The sequence below is a fragment of the Hymenobacter radiodurans genome (genome assembly GCF_004355185.1).
Taxonomy (GTDB): domain Bacteria; phylum Bacteroidota; class Bacteroidia; order Cytophagales; family Hymenobacteraceae; genus Hymenobacter; species Hymenobacter radiodurans.
Genome location: NZ_CP037922.1, coordinates 1,847,305 through 1,861,655 on the forward strand (window position 1 = coordinate 1,847,305; position 14,351 = coordinate 1,861,655).

Annotated in this window: 16 protein-coding genes; 11 read left to right on the top strand and 5 right to left on the bottom strand. The window is 48.8% G+C overall.

Features of this window, described 5'->3' with window-relative positions; all coding sequences use genetic code 11:
- Window positions 1–38: 38 nt before the first annotated feature.
- From EPD59_RS08840 to EPD59_RS08850, 3 genes are all read right to left on the bottom strand, one after another.
- Complete coding sequence (locus EPD59_RS08840; protein WP_165963526.1) at window positions 39–374, bottom strand: ASCH/PUA domain-containing protein; 336 nt, start codon at window positions 372–374, stop codon at window positions 39–41.
- Between the two features lie 617 nt (window positions 375–991).
- On the bottom strand, window positions 992–1,351 hold the full coding sequence (locus EPD59_RS24070) for an outer membrane beta-barrel protein (RefSeq protein ID WP_133272459.1): 360 nt from the start codon (window positions 1,349–1,351) through the stop codon (window positions 992–994).
- Window positions 1,352–1,938: 587 nt separating this feature from the next.
- Window positions 1,939–3,171 (bottom strand): NADP-dependent isocitrate dehydrogenase, encoded by a 1,233-nt coding sequence (locus EPD59_RS08850; RefSeq protein WP_133272460.1) that lies wholly within the window; start codon window positions 3,169–3,171, stop codon window positions 1,939–1,941.
- A 490-nt stretch (window positions 3,172–3,661) separates the two neighbouring features.
- On the opposite strand from EPD59_RS08850, the gene EPD59_RS08855 reads away from it, so the two are divergent.
- The 11 genes from EPD59_RS08855 to EPD59_RS08905 all read left to right on the top strand — a co-directional run bounded on the left by EPD59_RS08855 (window position 3,662) and on the right by EPD59_RS08905 (window position 12,737).
- Complete coding sequence (locus EPD59_RS08855) at window positions 3,662–4,114, top strand: MarR family winged helix-turn-helix transcriptional regulator (RefSeq protein WP_133272461.1); 453 nt, start codon at window positions 3,662–3,664, stop codon at window positions 4,112–4,114.
- A complete protein-coding gene (locus EPD59_RS08860) occupies window positions 4,105–5,460 on the top strand; it encodes a serine hydrolase domain-containing protein (RefSeq protein ID WP_133272462.1) in 1,356 nt (451 codons plus the stop codon). The genes EPD59_RS08855 and EPD59_RS08860 overlap by 10 nt, the downstream gene beginning before the upstream one ends.
- 299 nt (window positions 5,461–5,759) lie before the next feature.
- A complete protein-coding gene (locus EPD59_RS08865; RefSeq protein WP_133272463.1) occupies window positions 5,760–7,079 on the top strand; it encodes a site-specific integrase in 1,320 nt (439 codons plus the stop codon).
- Window positions 7,080–7,166: 87 nt separating this feature from the next.
- Window positions 7,167–7,640, top strand: a complete 474-nt coding sequence (locus tag EPD59_RS08870) for a hypothetical protein (protein WP_133272464.1) — start codon at window positions 7,167–7,169, stop codon at window positions 7,638–7,640.
- The gene (locus EPD59_RS08875; RefSeq protein WP_133272465.1) at window positions 7,616–8,185 is read left to right on the top strand and encodes a hypothetical protein; all 570 of its coding nucleotides are present in this window, start codon (window positions 7,616–7,618) and stop codon (window positions 8,183–8,185) included. The genes EPD59_RS08870 and EPD59_RS08875 overlap by 25 nt, the downstream gene beginning before the upstream one ends.
- Before the next feature lie 179 nt (window positions 8,186–8,364).
- Entirely contained in the window at window positions 8,365–8,757 is a 393-nt protein-coding gene (locus tag EPD59_RS08880; RefSeq protein ID WP_133272466.1) for a DNA-binding protein, read from the top strand.
- Window positions 8,758–8,761: 4 nt separating this feature from the next.
- A complete protein-coding gene (locus EPD59_RS08885; protein ID WP_133272467.1) occupies window positions 8,762–9,148 on the top strand; it encodes a hypothetical protein in 387 nt (128 codons plus the stop codon).
- Window positions 9,149–9,254: 106 nt separating this feature from the next.
- Window positions 9,255–10,280, top strand: coding sequence for an AAA family ATPase (locus tag EPD59_RS08890; RefSeq protein WP_133272468.1), 1,026 nt, complete (start codon window positions 9,255–9,257; stop codon window positions 10,278–10,280).
- A 90-nt stretch (window positions 10,281–10,370) separates the two neighbouring features.
- Window positions 10,371–11,441: a DUF6371 domain-containing protein gene (locus tag EPD59_RS08895; RefSeq protein WP_205703506.1), complete on the top strand. Its 1,071-nt coding sequence runs from the start codon at window positions 10,371–10,373 to the stop codon at window positions 11,439–11,441.
- 30 nt (window positions 11,442–11,471) lie between these two features.
- Window positions 11,472–12,122: a hypothetical protein gene (locus EPD59_RS08900; protein ID WP_133272469.1), complete on the top strand. Its 651-nt coding sequence runs from the start codon at window positions 11,472–11,474 to the stop codon at window positions 12,120–12,122.
- Between the two features lie 240 nt (window positions 12,123–12,362).
- Window positions 12,363–12,737 carry a helix-turn-helix domain-containing protein gene (locus EPD59_RS08905; protein WP_133272470.1) on the top strand — a complete coding sequence of 125 codons (375 nt, stop codon included), beginning with the start codon at window positions 12,363–12,365 and terminating at the stop codon, window positions 12,735–12,737.
- A 288-nt stretch (window positions 12,738–13,025) separates the two neighbouring features.
- Here the strand turns inward: EPD59_RS08905 and EPD59_RS08910 are convergent, their stop codons facing one another.
- Window positions 13,026–13,499, bottom strand: coding sequence for a hypothetical protein (locus tag EPD59_RS08910; protein WP_133272471.1), 474 nt, complete (start codon window positions 13,497–13,499; stop codon window positions 13,026–13,028).
- Between the two features lie 24 nt (window positions 13,500–13,523).
- Window positions 13,524–13,817 carry a hypothetical protein gene (locus EPD59_RS08915; RefSeq protein ID WP_133272472.1) on the bottom strand — a complete coding sequence of 98 codons (294 nt, stop codon included), beginning with the start codon at window positions 13,815–13,817 and terminating at the stop codon, window positions 13,524–13,526.
- Between the last annotated feature and the right edge of the window lie 534 nt (window positions 13,818–14,351).

The window sequence follows — 14,351 nt, forward strand, 5'->3', positions numbered from 1 at the left end:
GACTGAGGAAAAAACATCTTCAGTCGGTACCTATTCGGTTACCACAATCTGGTGTCGCTTACGCCAGGCGGCAGCGGCCGCAACTCGGTTAAGCCCAAGATGCACCAGCCAGCTTGCAGGCCAAAAGCGCCGCCCTGCAGCACGTAGCTGATCCAGCGGGCCGTGGAGCGGCCACTGTAGGTCTCGCTTTCTGGTTCGTATTCGCACAACTGCACGGCGTCGCCCACTTGATAATTGCGGTCGTTTTCGCGCACGTCAAACGTCTTGGCCCCCGACAATGTAGCTTCGAAGCAGGCGGGCCAGATTTTGAGCTCGTGGGTGCGGGTGTGCGACAGGGAAGTAGGTTGATCTAGGGTTGCTATATGGGTAATCATGCTGATGGTCATTAGAAGTTGATGTAGGGCCGGGCAGACAAGCACAGCCCATCACGCAGATGTGGGGTCGCAGACCTGCTAGCAGGTTGTCATTTTCAACAAATACAAGTGCCCACACCTGTCACCCGACGTATACCCCAGGCCTGGGTAAATGCCTGGAAGTCAAGGTTAAAAAATGGTTGCCTTTTAAATGGAAGGCTGAAAAAGAAAAATGATGGTACAGTTACCCAGCACCGTGGCAAAAGGCCGAGCCTTTCTGGTAAGCTGGTTCGCCTGCTCCCTGTTGCAGGCGGAATATTGAGCGGGCCGGGTGGGAGGGCGGCAGCAGCTCCAGAGCGTACGTTGGCTGAATATAAGAAATAAATGATTTAAAACTTCAATACTCTTACTTCAGTGCTGTTTAAATAATGAGTGAATTAAAAAACTAAAAGCCAACAACACAGACAAGTAGCAAAGCGTGCCATCAAATAACAGATACGCGGTCCAAAACAAAAAGAACGGGCCCTGGGGGCAAAACGAGCGCCACGGCCGAGTATTCGGCCGTGGCGCTCGTTTTGCCCCCCAGGGCGGTTTCTCTTACTTCAACCTTAAAAAAGGAGGTGCGAACATAGCAGTAACTATTTGGACTTGGAGCGCCTGTACAGTTGAAATCCGCCTTCCAGCACTAGCTGTTGCATCCTGCGCGTCAGAAAGGGGAACTCGCCGGGTGCGGGAAAAGACTGCTTATAAGGAGAGAGGCCCCACTCATACCGAACATTCAGATCCAGGCGGCCCAGCGTAACGCCCGCTCCGGCCTGCACTGAAGCCTGCCACCGCTTGGGGTTTGCGTCCAAGGCGCTCATAGCAGCCTGTAATTCCGGATCCGGGGAAGTAAAATTTCGCGAATTATAGAGATAGTAACCGATGCTAGGGCCCGCAAACAGGCGCAGCGGCCCAGATTGATAGCCTCCCAGCAGTCGGGCATCAAGGCGCCGGATGCGGCTATTAGAATAGGGAAGGCGCTGCTAGCGTTTGATAGTAAAATCGGAGTCTCTAGGGCCGACATATACCCCAACTCAGGTTGCAGATACCAGCCTGTTTGCCCAATCTTCCAGCGGCCAAACAACGTAATGCTGTTGCCTGTCTCGTCGTTTGATTGATCGGCCAGTGGATCAATCAGAATGGAATTGTACCGAAAGGCATAGCGATCTGCCTTCAAGCGTGCAATATTAAACCCTGCGCTAATGCCGGCAGCTTGTAGCTGTTGTGCGTAAGTGGGCGTTGCAAAGCAATACAAGCCTAGTGCTGCAAGGCTGCTAAATGCCATTCTTCTCATTGGAATGTGGGTATGGATAGATATCAAAAAATAATGGTCCTAAAAGCTAGCCTCGAAATAAGCCCCCCGGTGGCACTAGTTGAGCGAGTATACTGGGCGGTACCATAGTGAAGAGCTTACGTGGCGATGTAATGGTTGCAGCCTAATGGCAAAATCGTTATCATCTAACATACTGCTTGCCTTTGCGGTAATGACACAAAAAAGCCCATTCGATTACCGAATGGGCTTTTATAAGGCGATTAATCAGGCTTACTTACCCAACTTCGCTTTCAGATTTTCATCCAACGCTTCTAGGAACTCCTCGGTGTAGAGGTAATCCTTGCCGTGCGACACCTTATTGCCGTGAATACAAACGGCCAAGTCCTTCGTCATCTTACCACTTTCTACCGTTTCGATGCAAACGGCTTCCAATGTTTTGCAGAAGTCAATTAACTCCTGATTGTTGTCCAGAATTCCGCGGAACTCTAGGCCACGGGTCCAAGCAAAAATGGACGCGATAGGGTTCGTAGAAGTTGGCTTGCCCGCCTGATGGTCGCGGTAGTGACGCGTTACGGTGCCGTGCGCAGCTTCGGCCTCCATGACTGTGCCATCTGGGGTAACTAGGGTAGAAGTCATCAAACCCAGCGACCCAAAGCCCTGCGCTACGGTGTCGCTTTGCACATCGCCATCGTAGTTTTTGCAGGCCCACACAAAGTTGCCGTTCCACTTTAGAGCGGAGGCCACCATGTCATCAATCAGGCGATGCTCATAAGTGATGCCCGCCGCCGTGAACTTGGCGCTGTAATCCTGCTCGTAGATCTCCTGGAAAATGTCCTTGAAACGACCATCGTATTTTTTCAAAATGGTGTTTTTGGTCGACAAGTACAGCGGCCAGCCTTTCATCAGGGCTTGGTTGAAGCAGGCGTGAGCAAATCCCCGGATTGACTCATCCGTGTTGTACATGGCCAGCGCAACCCCATCGCTCTTGAAGTTGAATACCTCGAAAGACTGGGTCTCGCCGCCGTCTTCTGGGGTGAAGGTGATGGTAAGCTTGCCTTTTCCTTTGGTCACGAAATCAGTAGCCCGATACTGGTCGCCGAACGCGTGGCGGCCAATGCAGATGGGAGCCGTCCAGTTGGGAACCAGGCGGGGCACATTGCTCATCACAATGGGCTCACGAAAAACAGTACCGTCCAAGATGTTGCGGATTGTGCCGTTTGGCGACTTCCACATCTGCTTTAGGTTAAACTCTTTTACCCGCTCCTCATCGGGTGTGATGGTGGCGCACTTAATACCTACTCCGTACTGCCGGATGGCGTTGGCGGCATCGATGGTAACTTGGTCGCCGGTCGCATCGCGGTACTCAATGCCCAGGTCATAGTACTTAATGTCGAGGTCGAGATAAGGCGTGATCAACTTGTCCTTAATGAACTTCCAGATGATGCGCGTCATTTCGTCGCCATCAAGCTCCACTACCGGGTTTGCTACTTTGATTTTTGTCATTTCCTCAGGGAAAAGTTGGTTGATATTTTCCGCTTAATGTGTTGCCCGAAGATACGGGCCCAATCTTATCTTGTTCAAGAGGCGCTGACAAAATCAATTAATGCGAGTAGGAGTGTCTCATTCACTATGACTTAGTATTGCACCGATAACCCTCTCATTAGGATAAGTCGGCGTAAAAAAGCCCCCTAGCGGTTTTTGTGGCACAACTGGTCGTTGATTTCAGCAAAGAGTCAGCCTATAAATTCAACGCGCTGCTAACACCAGAGTCGGGTGGCTGATAGGGCTAAAATATGCTCTCACAACGCATAGAACTCTTTACTAGGGCGCAGTGTGGTTTCGAAGCCAATAGGTACCTAGCCAATTCAAATCTTTTCGAAAGCTCACTAAGGCCTGATTGCTAATAAAAAAGCCCCCTAGGTAGCCTGAGGTGAAAGTGGGTGTTGCTAGGATTTGTTGATATATCAACTATATTTGTGTCAAGCAAAAATGTATGATCGTCGATACCCCAACCCAAACTGTACTTTATACCCTCGAGCAAGCCATTAAGGTGTATCGAAAGCTTTGTCAGCAGAACATTGATAAAGTCATGGATAAGCTCACCGTGGATCAAGCCCTGATTCTGATTGTACTGGATAAGCACCCGGCCCTTAACCAGCAACAGATTGCCGATCTGGTATTTAAAGACAAAGCATCGCTGACTCGCATCATTGAGCTGTTGGTCCAAAAGGACTTACTCACGCGAGAGATTCACGCCACCGACCGTCGGAAATTTGAGCTGCACCTTACAGTTCAGGGGCGGCACACCTTGGCCCAGTTAACTGATACCATTCTGCTCAATCAAAGAACAGCGCTGGCGGGCCTGAGTGAAGCAGAACTCGCCCAGTTCCACACAACACTGCAGAAAATTATTGCTAACTGCACCACTCCAGCCCTATGCGCATAACACTTATTGCGTTCCTGTTTTGCCTGGGCATCATTAGCTCTAGTGTAGGTCAACTGCCCGTGCGGCAACAATTAGCGGCCTATATGCAGACGCAACACGATGTGAACCACTTCGCCGGAGTGGTGCTTATTACGCGTCACGATTCGGTGCTGCTGCGCCAAGCCTACGGGCTGGCTGATGCAGAATGGGCTGTGCCCAGCACCCCAGATACCAAGTTTGCCCTGGCTTCCATTACCAAGCACATTACGGCGCTGGCTATTCTGCAGCTAGCCGAACGCGGCCAACTCCGACTCACAGATAAGCTCAGCAAGTTCCTGCCAGGGTTTCCCAATGGCGACGCCATATCCTTGCACCAACTGCTGACCCACACGGCTGGCCTGTCACTTGACTTTGAAGAACTGTACCTGAATCACACGGCTATTTCAAAAGATTCCGCTTTGGCATTTATCAAAAAGCAACCTGTTCAATTTGCCCCCGGCACTCAGATGGGGTACAGCAACGTCGGGTACTTTTTGCTGGGCCAGATCATTGAGAAAGCTTCGGGAATGTCGTACGGCGAGTATCTGCAAAAATACATCTTCGATGTGGCTGGGATGACAAATACTGGCCTGCATAGCAACACCGCACTCGTGCCCAGACTGGCTCGCTCGTATTGCCGAGAAGGCGATTCATTCGTCAAAAATCCTTACATCAACTGGGACCTAAATGTGGGACACGACGGGCTATATTCCACGGCCGGCGACCTAGCCAAACTAGACCATGCAATGAAGGGCACCGCACTGCTTTCAAACGCCTCCAAAGCGCTCATGGCTACCCAGCACAATAAGCGGTTTCCGGGCAAAGGCTTTATCGACCATTACGGCTACGGTGTATTCGTGGATCCCTATTATAACCATGGCCACTACCTTTTAACCCACAGTGGGGGCTATTTCGGCGCCATGACGACCATGGACCGCTACCCTCAAGATGATATTTTTGTCACTGTATTGTCGAACAATCAAGCTGAATCGCACTGGATCAGCTATGGGCTTGCTGGCATCCTGTTCGGTAAAACTGTGGAAGTGCCATATATTCATCGTCCCGTAGCCGCCACGCCGTCCAAATTGCCCGACTATGCAGGACACTACGAGGAAATTCACATTCTCTATACCAACAGCCACCTGTATCTACAGGACGAGGAGGCGCCCTTAGTGCCGGAATCTGCCCGAAGGTTTTTCAACCGCAACAATCCTGACCGGACGGTAGAGTTTCTGACTACCAAAGCGGGACGCGTATATGCCCTGACTTTAACGAAAGGAGGTGTGAAAGACCCACCCCGCAAAAAAAGCGCATCTGCCAAGCGCTAGCAATACCTGTTGCCTAAGCATGTGCTTCATGTGCTATTATTTCCAAACTGTACTTCCAAGTGAAGACAGCCTAAATGCAAAAGGCCGCTCTACGAGGTGTAGAGCGGCCTTTTTTTGCTTAAAACAAGTGGCTTAGAGTAGTCCGTAGGGGAATCTAACCTATATGTTTAGGTGTGTAATCATATTACCGCAAAACCTCTTTAAGGCGTAATTACGGAATTTATCAGTCATCTACTTAAAAATAGGGTCAAAGTAGTGTCCCCTTTGATGTCCCCTTTAACAGGAGTTGTGTACCTTGTATGCGGCAACGCATCTACGGTATGGCAAAAATTACTCTCTATCTAAAGGAGCCTGGTGCCTTGACGCCTACCCCTCTATTCTTTATGGTCAGTTCGCACGGGACGCGGGCGAAAGTATATACTGGGGTTTCTGTCCTGCCTGCTCACTGGTTGCAAGGAGAGCAACGGCTAAGAACCAACTTTGCCCCGGCTGAGGTAAAGGATAAGCAGGAGCGGAAGCAGTTGAGCAGTGACAATGAGGCGAAGAACGTCCAGCTCTCTTCAATGCGCGAGCGCCTATCAGCTTATCATCGAGACCAGTTAGCCTTAGGAATACTGCCCACTGCTGAAGACTTAAGAACTATAGTTGAGCCGCAGGTTGCCCAGCCGCAAGCCGTGGATACTCCGTTGCCGTTATCGGATTTTGCTGCTTATATCGCTCGGATGCACCAGACAAAAGCGGCGGCCACGATCAAGTCATTGAAAACAACCTGTGGCCACCTGACTCACTTTTGGGAGCAATCGCCTGAAGGTCGCCGGGGAGCCCCATTACTATTTGATCACTTTACCGCTGATTTTAGCCACCTCTTCACGGGCTATTTGATAAATGTAGAAGGTTTACTTGATGGGAGTATTCACAAACATCTTTCTATTTTAAAACGGTTTTTAAATGACGCTACCCTACGTGGGCGTTCAGTAAACCAGGCTTACACTCGCTGGCGGTGGGAACATCGGGAGCCGGATGTTCTGGCCCTCACCACGGCAGAACTGCGCAGTATAGAAGCCTTGGATTTACCCAATGGGCACCACCTAAACAACGCCCGTGCCCTGTTCCTTATAGGGTGCTATACCGGCTTGCGATTCAGTGACGTTGCTGTCCTGAAACAGGAGCATGACAAAGGGGAATACCTTCGGCTGACGACCAAGAAGACTCGCGACACCTTAACGATTCCCATACACCCCAAAGCGCGGCCTCTATTGGATGCCATGTGGATTGGGGGAGTGCATCCAATCAGTAATCAGCGCCTTAACGCTTATATAAAGGAGCTGGCAAAGCGTGCAGGAGTAGATGAGCCTACTGAGCATATCCGCTATCAAGGTGGCAAACGACAAGCGGAAACGCTGCCTAAATACGAGTTAATAAGTTCGCACACTGCCCGCCGCACCTTCGTCAGTCTGTCACTTGAAGGAGGGCTGCCTTTCAATTTAATTATGAAAGCTACGGGTCACCGTGACATGAAGAGCTTTCAACGGTACGTTCAAACAACTGACACCCATCAGCTAGCGGGCTTTCGCAAGCTGTGGGATGGGGAAAATGAAGTAAACAATAAAACGAAATAACGCAGTTCAAGACATATAAAGATGCCACGGTATAAAGGAGCCACACAAGCTGAGCGCGAGGAATACGGCCGACGTCACTATGAGTTTATGGCACACAAATACGGCTGTAACGAGCCCTTCACATGGCAGGGAGAGCAAATACAGGTATTCGAGCAACAGGATTGTTATCCTAAATGGCATAGACAAATTACTAAAATCGATGCTACCGGTAAGTCATATACCTATTGGCATAGGGATTCCCCGACTCCCTATTGTGGTAAAAAGCTCGTTGAAATGCGCGAATTTTTAATACTGCTTAACTCGTGGCCTATGGATATTAAGGGCCGACTGGACTATGAATACTACGGCGATGCTTATGACAGAGAGCATATTAGAGGATTAATAAGGGTAGTAGATATTCATGATTATTTTGCAGATGGTGCCGCCATCATTATTCCTGGGGATGGCATGTTTATTCAATCGTTACCTCCACCACCGCCCAATACTAAATATGTAGTGGAAGATATGCTTCGTGATCACGGCCAAGAGAATATATTTTGGGGAGTGCCAAAAATCGAATAAGGGTTGATTTTGTTCAGGAATGGCTTAGAGATAAAGAGAAAGAAGAAGAAAAGGTAATTAACCTTTATAATGAAAGTCTATACTATGACGATACCGACGGCCAGCTTTTCAGCACCATTGATAACATAACAGAGGAAGATACTGGAAGCAATCATCCACTGCTAAGTTTTGCTTTTGGATACAGTCAGGAGGATTGTAATTTACTGTTTTTCAATTTGGGCCTTATTGATAATTCAGACAATCCAAAGCCTGGAGTTACCGCAGCTGCCTTTCATGGCGTGGTTGAGGTGTTGAAGTACTACGGTAAGTTGAAAATGGGGCGAGATAAGGCAGTGGTGGCTCTATCTCTTTTTTATGGATTTCCTTGGGCGAAGTCCGGCAGAATGAGCCTTGATCGCCTAGCTAATAAGCAGTATCCGCCCGAGTATTTTAGCAGCGCGGCCAGCGCTGAACTTGCACTATTAGGCGGTAAACGAGACACTTTAGGTGATGGCGGATACTTTAAACCTAATGGCTGGTGGTGGCAAAGTAAACGAAAGAGCTAAAAATGAGAAGGGCTATATTTAGACAAAGACAAGACAGTGTTTTTAGCATCTGTGAGTAAATATTAGGGTATAGCCGGACACTCACCGGACAACGATCCAACAGACAACAGACAAGGGATGAAGCGCCACCAGTAAAGCATAGAATTGTAGAGTTAGCCACAAGGCAACGCCACAACTCTATGCATGCTTACCCCTATTACCAAGCCCCGGCCCACAGCCCCGGTACCATTACGCCTCCTGACCTTGCTACCCTTCTGGCGTCAGCTTTACCTCCATTAAGAGAGGCCATAGCTCAATGGGTCGCTGAAGATCTACACAGGTGGAAGGCTATCCAGCAGGACGAACCGCGCCAGGATGAAACAATGACACGCAAGGCACTACAAGCCGAGTTTGCCATTTGCACGCAGACCGTGAGGAATTGGGAGCGTACTGGCCTCCTTAAGCCCTATACAGTGGGCCGCCGGGTATTCTACTACCGTCGGGAAGTATTGGAGGCTATGCAGGGCCAAACCAAGCCAGACGGTACGCGGTTGTACGCCCGCCGCAGGTCCACCACAAAAAAAACGGCCTAATCGTATGATGATTAGACCGTTAGATAATTTCGTTGCTGTTGCTGGGGAGCCACGTAACGAAGATACAAAAAGCTGGGCGCTTTTAACAGAGAAGCCCGCACTTTATTCTTTGCTGCAATCGGTGCCCGTGCTGGCGTTCAGCCAGACCGGAGTCGTCAACCTGTCACGCCGATTCCACATCACGGCAGCGGAGTTGGAAGGCTGCATTGTTGCCGTGCTAGGAGAGAACCTGCGGCAGTCCCGCCCGGAGTGGAACGCGCAGGATCTGGCACAAGTAACAAAGCCCACGCCTGAGCTGCTAGAAACCATTCGCAAGGCTGTTACACCAAAGCCGCGCCGCAAGTCCATCACAAAAGCCAAGAAAGCAGGGGAGGGCTATCAACGTGCATAGCCAACCACAAGGTATCCTTGCCGGGTTGCAGGCCCACGCTGCTCAACTGGTCGCGCAGGCTGTGCCGCCATCCCACGTTTCACCGTCTCAACCCCTAATAAATGAAATGGTGAAACGCCCTGTTGCTGAGCGTACATCCTACACCTTGACGGAGTTGTTATCCCGACCTGCGACTGAGATACCTCAACTGGTGGAAGGATTATTGCCAACTCAGGGAATGGCTATGTTGGCTGGGGCAAGTGATACCGGCAAATCATCGATCCTTCGCCAACTTGGCTTGGCCATAGCGTTAGGTGACTCTACTTTTCTCGGCTTCAAAATTAACGCCGTGCATCGTCGGGCTATCTGCGTCAGTACAGAGGATGGAGATGGCGCAGTGGGACCAATACTAAAGCGTCAGTTAGCTGGTCAGCATATTGCTCCTGAGTGTAGCGACCGCTTACGCTTTGAATTTGACCCAGAAGGGTTGACTACTCGACTTGATCAAATGCTGACTGAGCAGCCAGCCGATTTAGTCGTGATAGACGCTTTTGGCGACTTGTACGAGGGCAATCTGAATGCTTCCAATGAAGTTAGAGGGTTTTTAAATAAGTATCAGGCTTTAGCGGTTCGCCACAACTGTCTGATTCTATTCATGCACCATACAGGGAAGCGTACGGAGGAGCGAGAGCCATCCAAAAACAACCTACTAGGTAGCCAGGGCTTAGAAGCCAAGATGAGAGTGGTTTTTGAGTTACGGCCCGACCCAATAGACCCAGACCTGCGGCATTTGTGTATTCTCAAAGGAAACTACCTGCCCCGCGAGGCAAAGTCCCAGAGTTATGCCCTACACTTTGACGAAAACCTCCTCTTTCACAATACGGGAGCACGGGCAGCTTTCGGCGATCTAATCAAAGGTCCAGCCGAATCAGAGGAAGAGCGAGAAATGTGGGAGCAAGCCTTGCAGATGCAGCTTAATGGCTTCCCTCTTTCTAAAATTACTACGCAACTCAGCCCCATTGCTCAAGGCTTGGGCATGAAGCCTCCATCCCGTAGCACGGTCGATCGCCGCCTGAAAGTGATGCAGCGTACCGTTTCACCATCTCAAACTATAGGGGTTGAAACGGTGAAACGTGAAATGGCAGCTGCCTAAGCTGTTCGGAAGCCCTCCCAAAATCTTTCTTACCAAGGTCGGTCTACAAGTGGACCGGCCTTATGGTAGCCCACGCCCTCATAAATTCAGATGGCTCCCACCTCAGAATACCGCTACGCGCTAGAGCGCTACCAAGGGCGGAGAACTCGCTACACCTGCCCCGGCTGTGGCTCCCGACATTCCTTCACCCGTTTTACTGACGGCCGCACCAGTAAGCACTTACCCGAAGCCTTCGGTATCTGCAACAGAACCGATAAATGCGGCTATAAGCTTTCCCCTTACGATAAAGGCGCCAGTGGCCAAAGCTACGCTGACCAGATACGTTCGCAGGAGAGAGGTGGGGAGAGCTTCAATTCCTTGGTCGTTTCTTACAAGCCCCCGCCCCGCTCAATAGTTGATCAACCTATCTATGATCTACCTCAGGAGCTACGGCACCAGACATTAGGCCAGTACGACCGCAATCAGTTTGCTCGACTACTGCAAAGCCATTTCGGTGGGGGAGAGGCAGACGAGTTATTAGCTCAATTTCAGGTGGGCACTTCTTCCTATTGGCCTGGTGCAACGGTATTCTGGTTTGTTGATGAGCAAGGTCGCACTAGAGGGGGGCAGGTCGTGCTATTTGAGGCGGATGGTCACACAGCCAAGCGTCCCGGATGGGATGGGAGCATAGAACGCTGTACGCGGTGGGTGCATACTGCCCTATTGGAACGGTATCAACAGCAAGGCAAACCACGGCCCGAGTGGTTACTGCAGTATGCTCAAAAAGGTCAGAAAGCCCCTTGCCTATTTGGGCTACCCCAACTCAGGAATGTACCGTCAACAAAGCCCATAATGCTGGTAGAAGCTCCTAAAACAGCCATTCTTTGTTCGCATTATTTCCCTGGCTTCGTCTGCTTGGCCGTCGGAGCTAAGAGCTGGCTGAACGCAGAGCGACTAGCGCCCATCAAAGAGCGATCTATCACCGCATTTCCTGACGGTGGTGCTTGCGAAGAGTGGAGCAAGAAGGCGACTGAGCTTCAGGCTCAAGGATTTTGCATACAAGTATCAGATTTTCTAGAGTCTCACGCTACGGTTGAGCAATTGCAAGCTGGCTATGACTTAGCCGATGTGATCCTAAGTGGATGGGTGGGCTACCCACCAAGTTGGAATGCTACTTTTTAACTCCTCTACCCTCAACTTTTCTTCTATACTATGCCCCGAACCCCTTCTCTTAGCTGCTCCGCTCAGTTCGTAGATGATGCGTTATACACCCACTACAGGCAGTTGCTCCAGCAATACCGCGCTGCCCCGCCCGCTACTCGACAAGCCCTTCTACCTGCTATTGGGTGGGTGCAGGTATTAAGCGACGAAATAGCCCGCATCGTGATAGCGCTTGAGGAACTGGAAGACACAATCTGCTCCCGGCCCGACAAAGGGAAGGACGAGTACCAAGTGTTGGGTAAATCCTTGATTGAACGCTCTGAGGCACTGCGGGTAAGTCCAGAACTTGCCGCTTATCTGCAAGACTTACCCCAGCGAGAGAGGGAGCGCGGGTTATCGCAGGCTCAGGAGCTATGTCAACAGCCCAAGTTTCAAAAGAAGAAAGCCAACGTCCAACGGAGGGTACGAGAGTACCTGGAGAGTATCCCGGAACGCTACGAGGCGTCGTCCCGGCTTTCGCTGGCGCTCCTAACGCTCGAACACGCGGTGAGTACTGCACACCAAATTATTAAGCAACGCGGAAAGCTAGGCCAAATCAGCAATCTCTTTGGACTGCATGGGGAGGTGTTTTTCTATGACATTACCCCGCCTAGGATGAACCGGTCAGCAGATAAGCATGGCCGTGTACGTGTCGCCAAATAGGTCAGGTAGCCACTACGAGCGATACACTTTATACCCCACCCGGCCTGTTTTGGCGACCGGGTGGCCTTAAGTGGCGACCCCACCCCCAAGTGGATGATGGTTTAGCTGTGGGTCTGACCGAGGACTAAGTCCCCACCATCAAAATCAGTCTGCCCATCGTGGCTACCTGCTACCTATTCCTGCCAGTAGACTTGCCCAATAATGTACCAATACGTCCTTTAAACAAACTTTATTGCTTCTATGGCTTTTCTTTCTCCTACCGGTATTCCTTCGGCCATTTCCCTAGTTGTTCACCCCTTCGTCATGCGCAAAATAGGGCAGGAAGCGGGTATGGAATCGGCTAAGCTTGACCTGCTCTTGCTAATTGATGCCTTTTCACGCCAGGCCATTATCCCCACAGCAGCCAGTTTGAGTACTGGCTGGCTCAGTCCCAGCCTGCTACGCCGCTATGTGCGGGAACTGATTGCCAGTGGTCACATAACCCGCTACCAACCACGGGGCAAGTCAGGACGCCGCCTGCACCTTACCGCTAGCGGTCACGAGACTATAGCGCAAGTAAGCCGTGAGTTGCAGCAAGCAATTCGAGCATTGTGGCCTAGCACTAGGACTAGGTAAGGTAATAATTGGGGTAAGAGTATACAGCTATCGCAAAGAATTGATCGACTGTCAAAACATTGATTTAAATGTATCGTGAAATAGCTGGCAACTATTTATGCATAATTTCCTGATCTCGAAGCAAGCCGCAGGCGCTGAGGAGATTTTAATGAATTTATATTATATGACAAAATTTCTTAACTAAATATATCAAGCAAAAAAAGCTATTGTTTAACTGTAAAGAGAGAATAGTTTTAGCAGTACATGATTTAAGCGACCTATTGATGATTGAAGCAATAATGGCGTTAGCTACCTAGTGCGACGAATTGAATCAACAATAAATTCAAACCGATTTTGGTGCTTTATATAGCAATAACGGCATAGCCTTCTTGGATCATGTAAAATTAATTTATTATAAACATAATTTACCATTAATTTATCCGAATTGAATTCATATGGGGTAGTCTTTGATAGTATATCAAAAGCTTCATGGGCATCTTTGCCAAACTCTTTGTGAATCTTATCAGTATAGTAATCAGCTGTTTGAAGACATAATAAATTTTCTCTAATTAGATAGACTCTAGTCGAATCAGGTAATGTGATGCTTGAATAGAAATCCAAAACCTTTCTTTTTTCAACTTCTTTACTGAGCTCTTTACTAACAGCTAATACTGTTTGTTCTAGCTTACCTACTTCACGTTTGGCATAGAACAAAGTAATAGCAGTAGCTAAAGCAATTAGTATTGATGAAATTAATGAAATTGAATAAATCTTAGAAGTCATTTCGATTAATATATAAATTCATAGTCAATCGCTTTCTTGAACACCCTTATTTGTGGATTTAAAGGCTAAGGCGATTTGTCCCTCCAATGTTGCATTCTGAACTTGGATTTTCACAAGATCAGCGGTGATATTATCAGCTTTAGTGGATAATTTTTCAATGTCACCAATCAATTTTATATACCCACCGAATGCAATTCCTATGCTAAGTAAGAACATGCATATTCCCAAGAATTCTTTTATAGAGAATACCAGTCTTTGGTCGGAAGTATTTATGATTGTCGTTTGAACCTCGTGTTTATCTCCCGGCTGAGTTACCATATTATATCTAAATTAAAAGAGTTAAGATAATTAACGGAGTTACCCTCATTTATGAAGCTTATTAAAGATAAAGAGATTTAATATGAATGTAAAGCTCAACTGTTACTGCCCGTATGTTTAAATTTAATCATAGCAGCGTCGATCATTTGGTAATGCCTCTTAATATTGTATAATATACAGTTGCCTATAGATAAGATAGCGATTATGGTAGAATATTATAAAACTAATTGTGTTATCTTCTGATGGACTTATGGCTGTGTTGTAATGGGTAGTTGTGTGGATGGAACGAAAGACCAACCATGGTATTCTTCAAACAAGTGGTCAATCCAAAAATGCATTTAACTGTACCGGGTAGGATCAGAGCGCGACCCATACCCCAACTCGATAGCTTTTTCGATACCTCGCTCTTTGCTGGTGCTGATTGGAGGGGTAATTAATTTACCCAGAGTGGTTCTGAACTTTCTGATACTGCAGCCTAGCTGTTCGGTACTACAAAACCCGACTGTGTGGTAAAAGCTGTAATGCCAGAGACAG

Excerpts from the sequence above, each read along its gene's own strand:
- EPD59_RS08840 (WP_165963526.1), bottom strand. The coding sequence starts at position 374 with ATGATTACCCATATAGCAACCCTAGATCAACCTACTTCCCTGTCGCAC.
- EPD59_RS08850 (WP_133272460.1), bottom strand. The coding sequence starts at position 3,171 with ATGACAAAAATCAAAGTAGCAAACCCGGTAGTGGAGCTTGATGGCGAC.
- EPD59_RS08855 (WP_133272461.1), top strand. The coding sequence starts at position 3,662 with ATGATCGTCGATACCCCAACCCAAACTGTACTTTATACCCTCGAGCAA.
- EPD59_RS08860 (WP_133272462.1), top strand. The coding sequence starts at position 4,105 with ATGCGCATAACACTTATTGCGTTCCTGTTTTGCCTGGGCATCATTAGC.
- EPD59_RS08865 (WP_133272463.1), top strand. The coding sequence starts at position 5,760 with ATGCGGCAACGCATCTACGGTATGGCAAAAATTACTCTCTATCTAAAG.
- EPD59_RS08870 (WP_133272464.1), top strand. The coding sequence starts at position 7,167 with ATGGCACACAAATACGGCTGTAACGAGCCCTTCACATGGCAGGGAGAG.
- EPD59_RS08880 (WP_133272466.1), top strand. The coding sequence starts at position 8,365 with ATGCATGCTTACCCCTATTACCAAGCCCCGGCCCACAGCCCCGGTACC.
- EPD59_RS08885 (WP_133272467.1), top strand. The coding sequence starts at position 8,762 with ATGATGATTAGACCGTTAGATAATTTCGTTGCTGTTGCTGGGGAGCCA.
- EPD59_RS08890 (WP_133272468.1), top strand. The coding sequence starts at position 9,255 with ATGGTGAAACGCCCTGTTGCTGAGCGTACATCCTACACCTTGACGGAG.
- EPD59_RS08895 (WP_205703506.1), top strand. The coding sequence starts at position 10,371 with ATGGCTCCCACCTCAGAATACCGCTACGCGCTAGAGCGCTACCAAGGG.
- EPD59_RS08900 (WP_133272469.1), top strand. The coding sequence starts at position 11,472 with ATGCCCCGAACCCCTTCTCTTAGCTGCTCCGCTCAGTTCGTAGATGAT.
- EPD59_RS08905 (WP_133272470.1), top strand. The coding sequence starts at position 12,363 with ATGGCTTTTCTTTCTCCTACCGGTATTCCTTCGGCCATTTCCCTAGTT.
- EPD59_RS08910 (WP_133272471.1), bottom strand. The coding sequence starts at position 13,499 with ATGACTTCTAAGATTTATTCAATTTCATTAATTTCATCAATACTAATT.
- EPD59_RS08915 (WP_133272472.1), bottom strand. The coding sequence starts at position 13,817 with ATGGTAACTCAGCCGGGAGATAAACACGAGGTTCAAACGACAATCATA.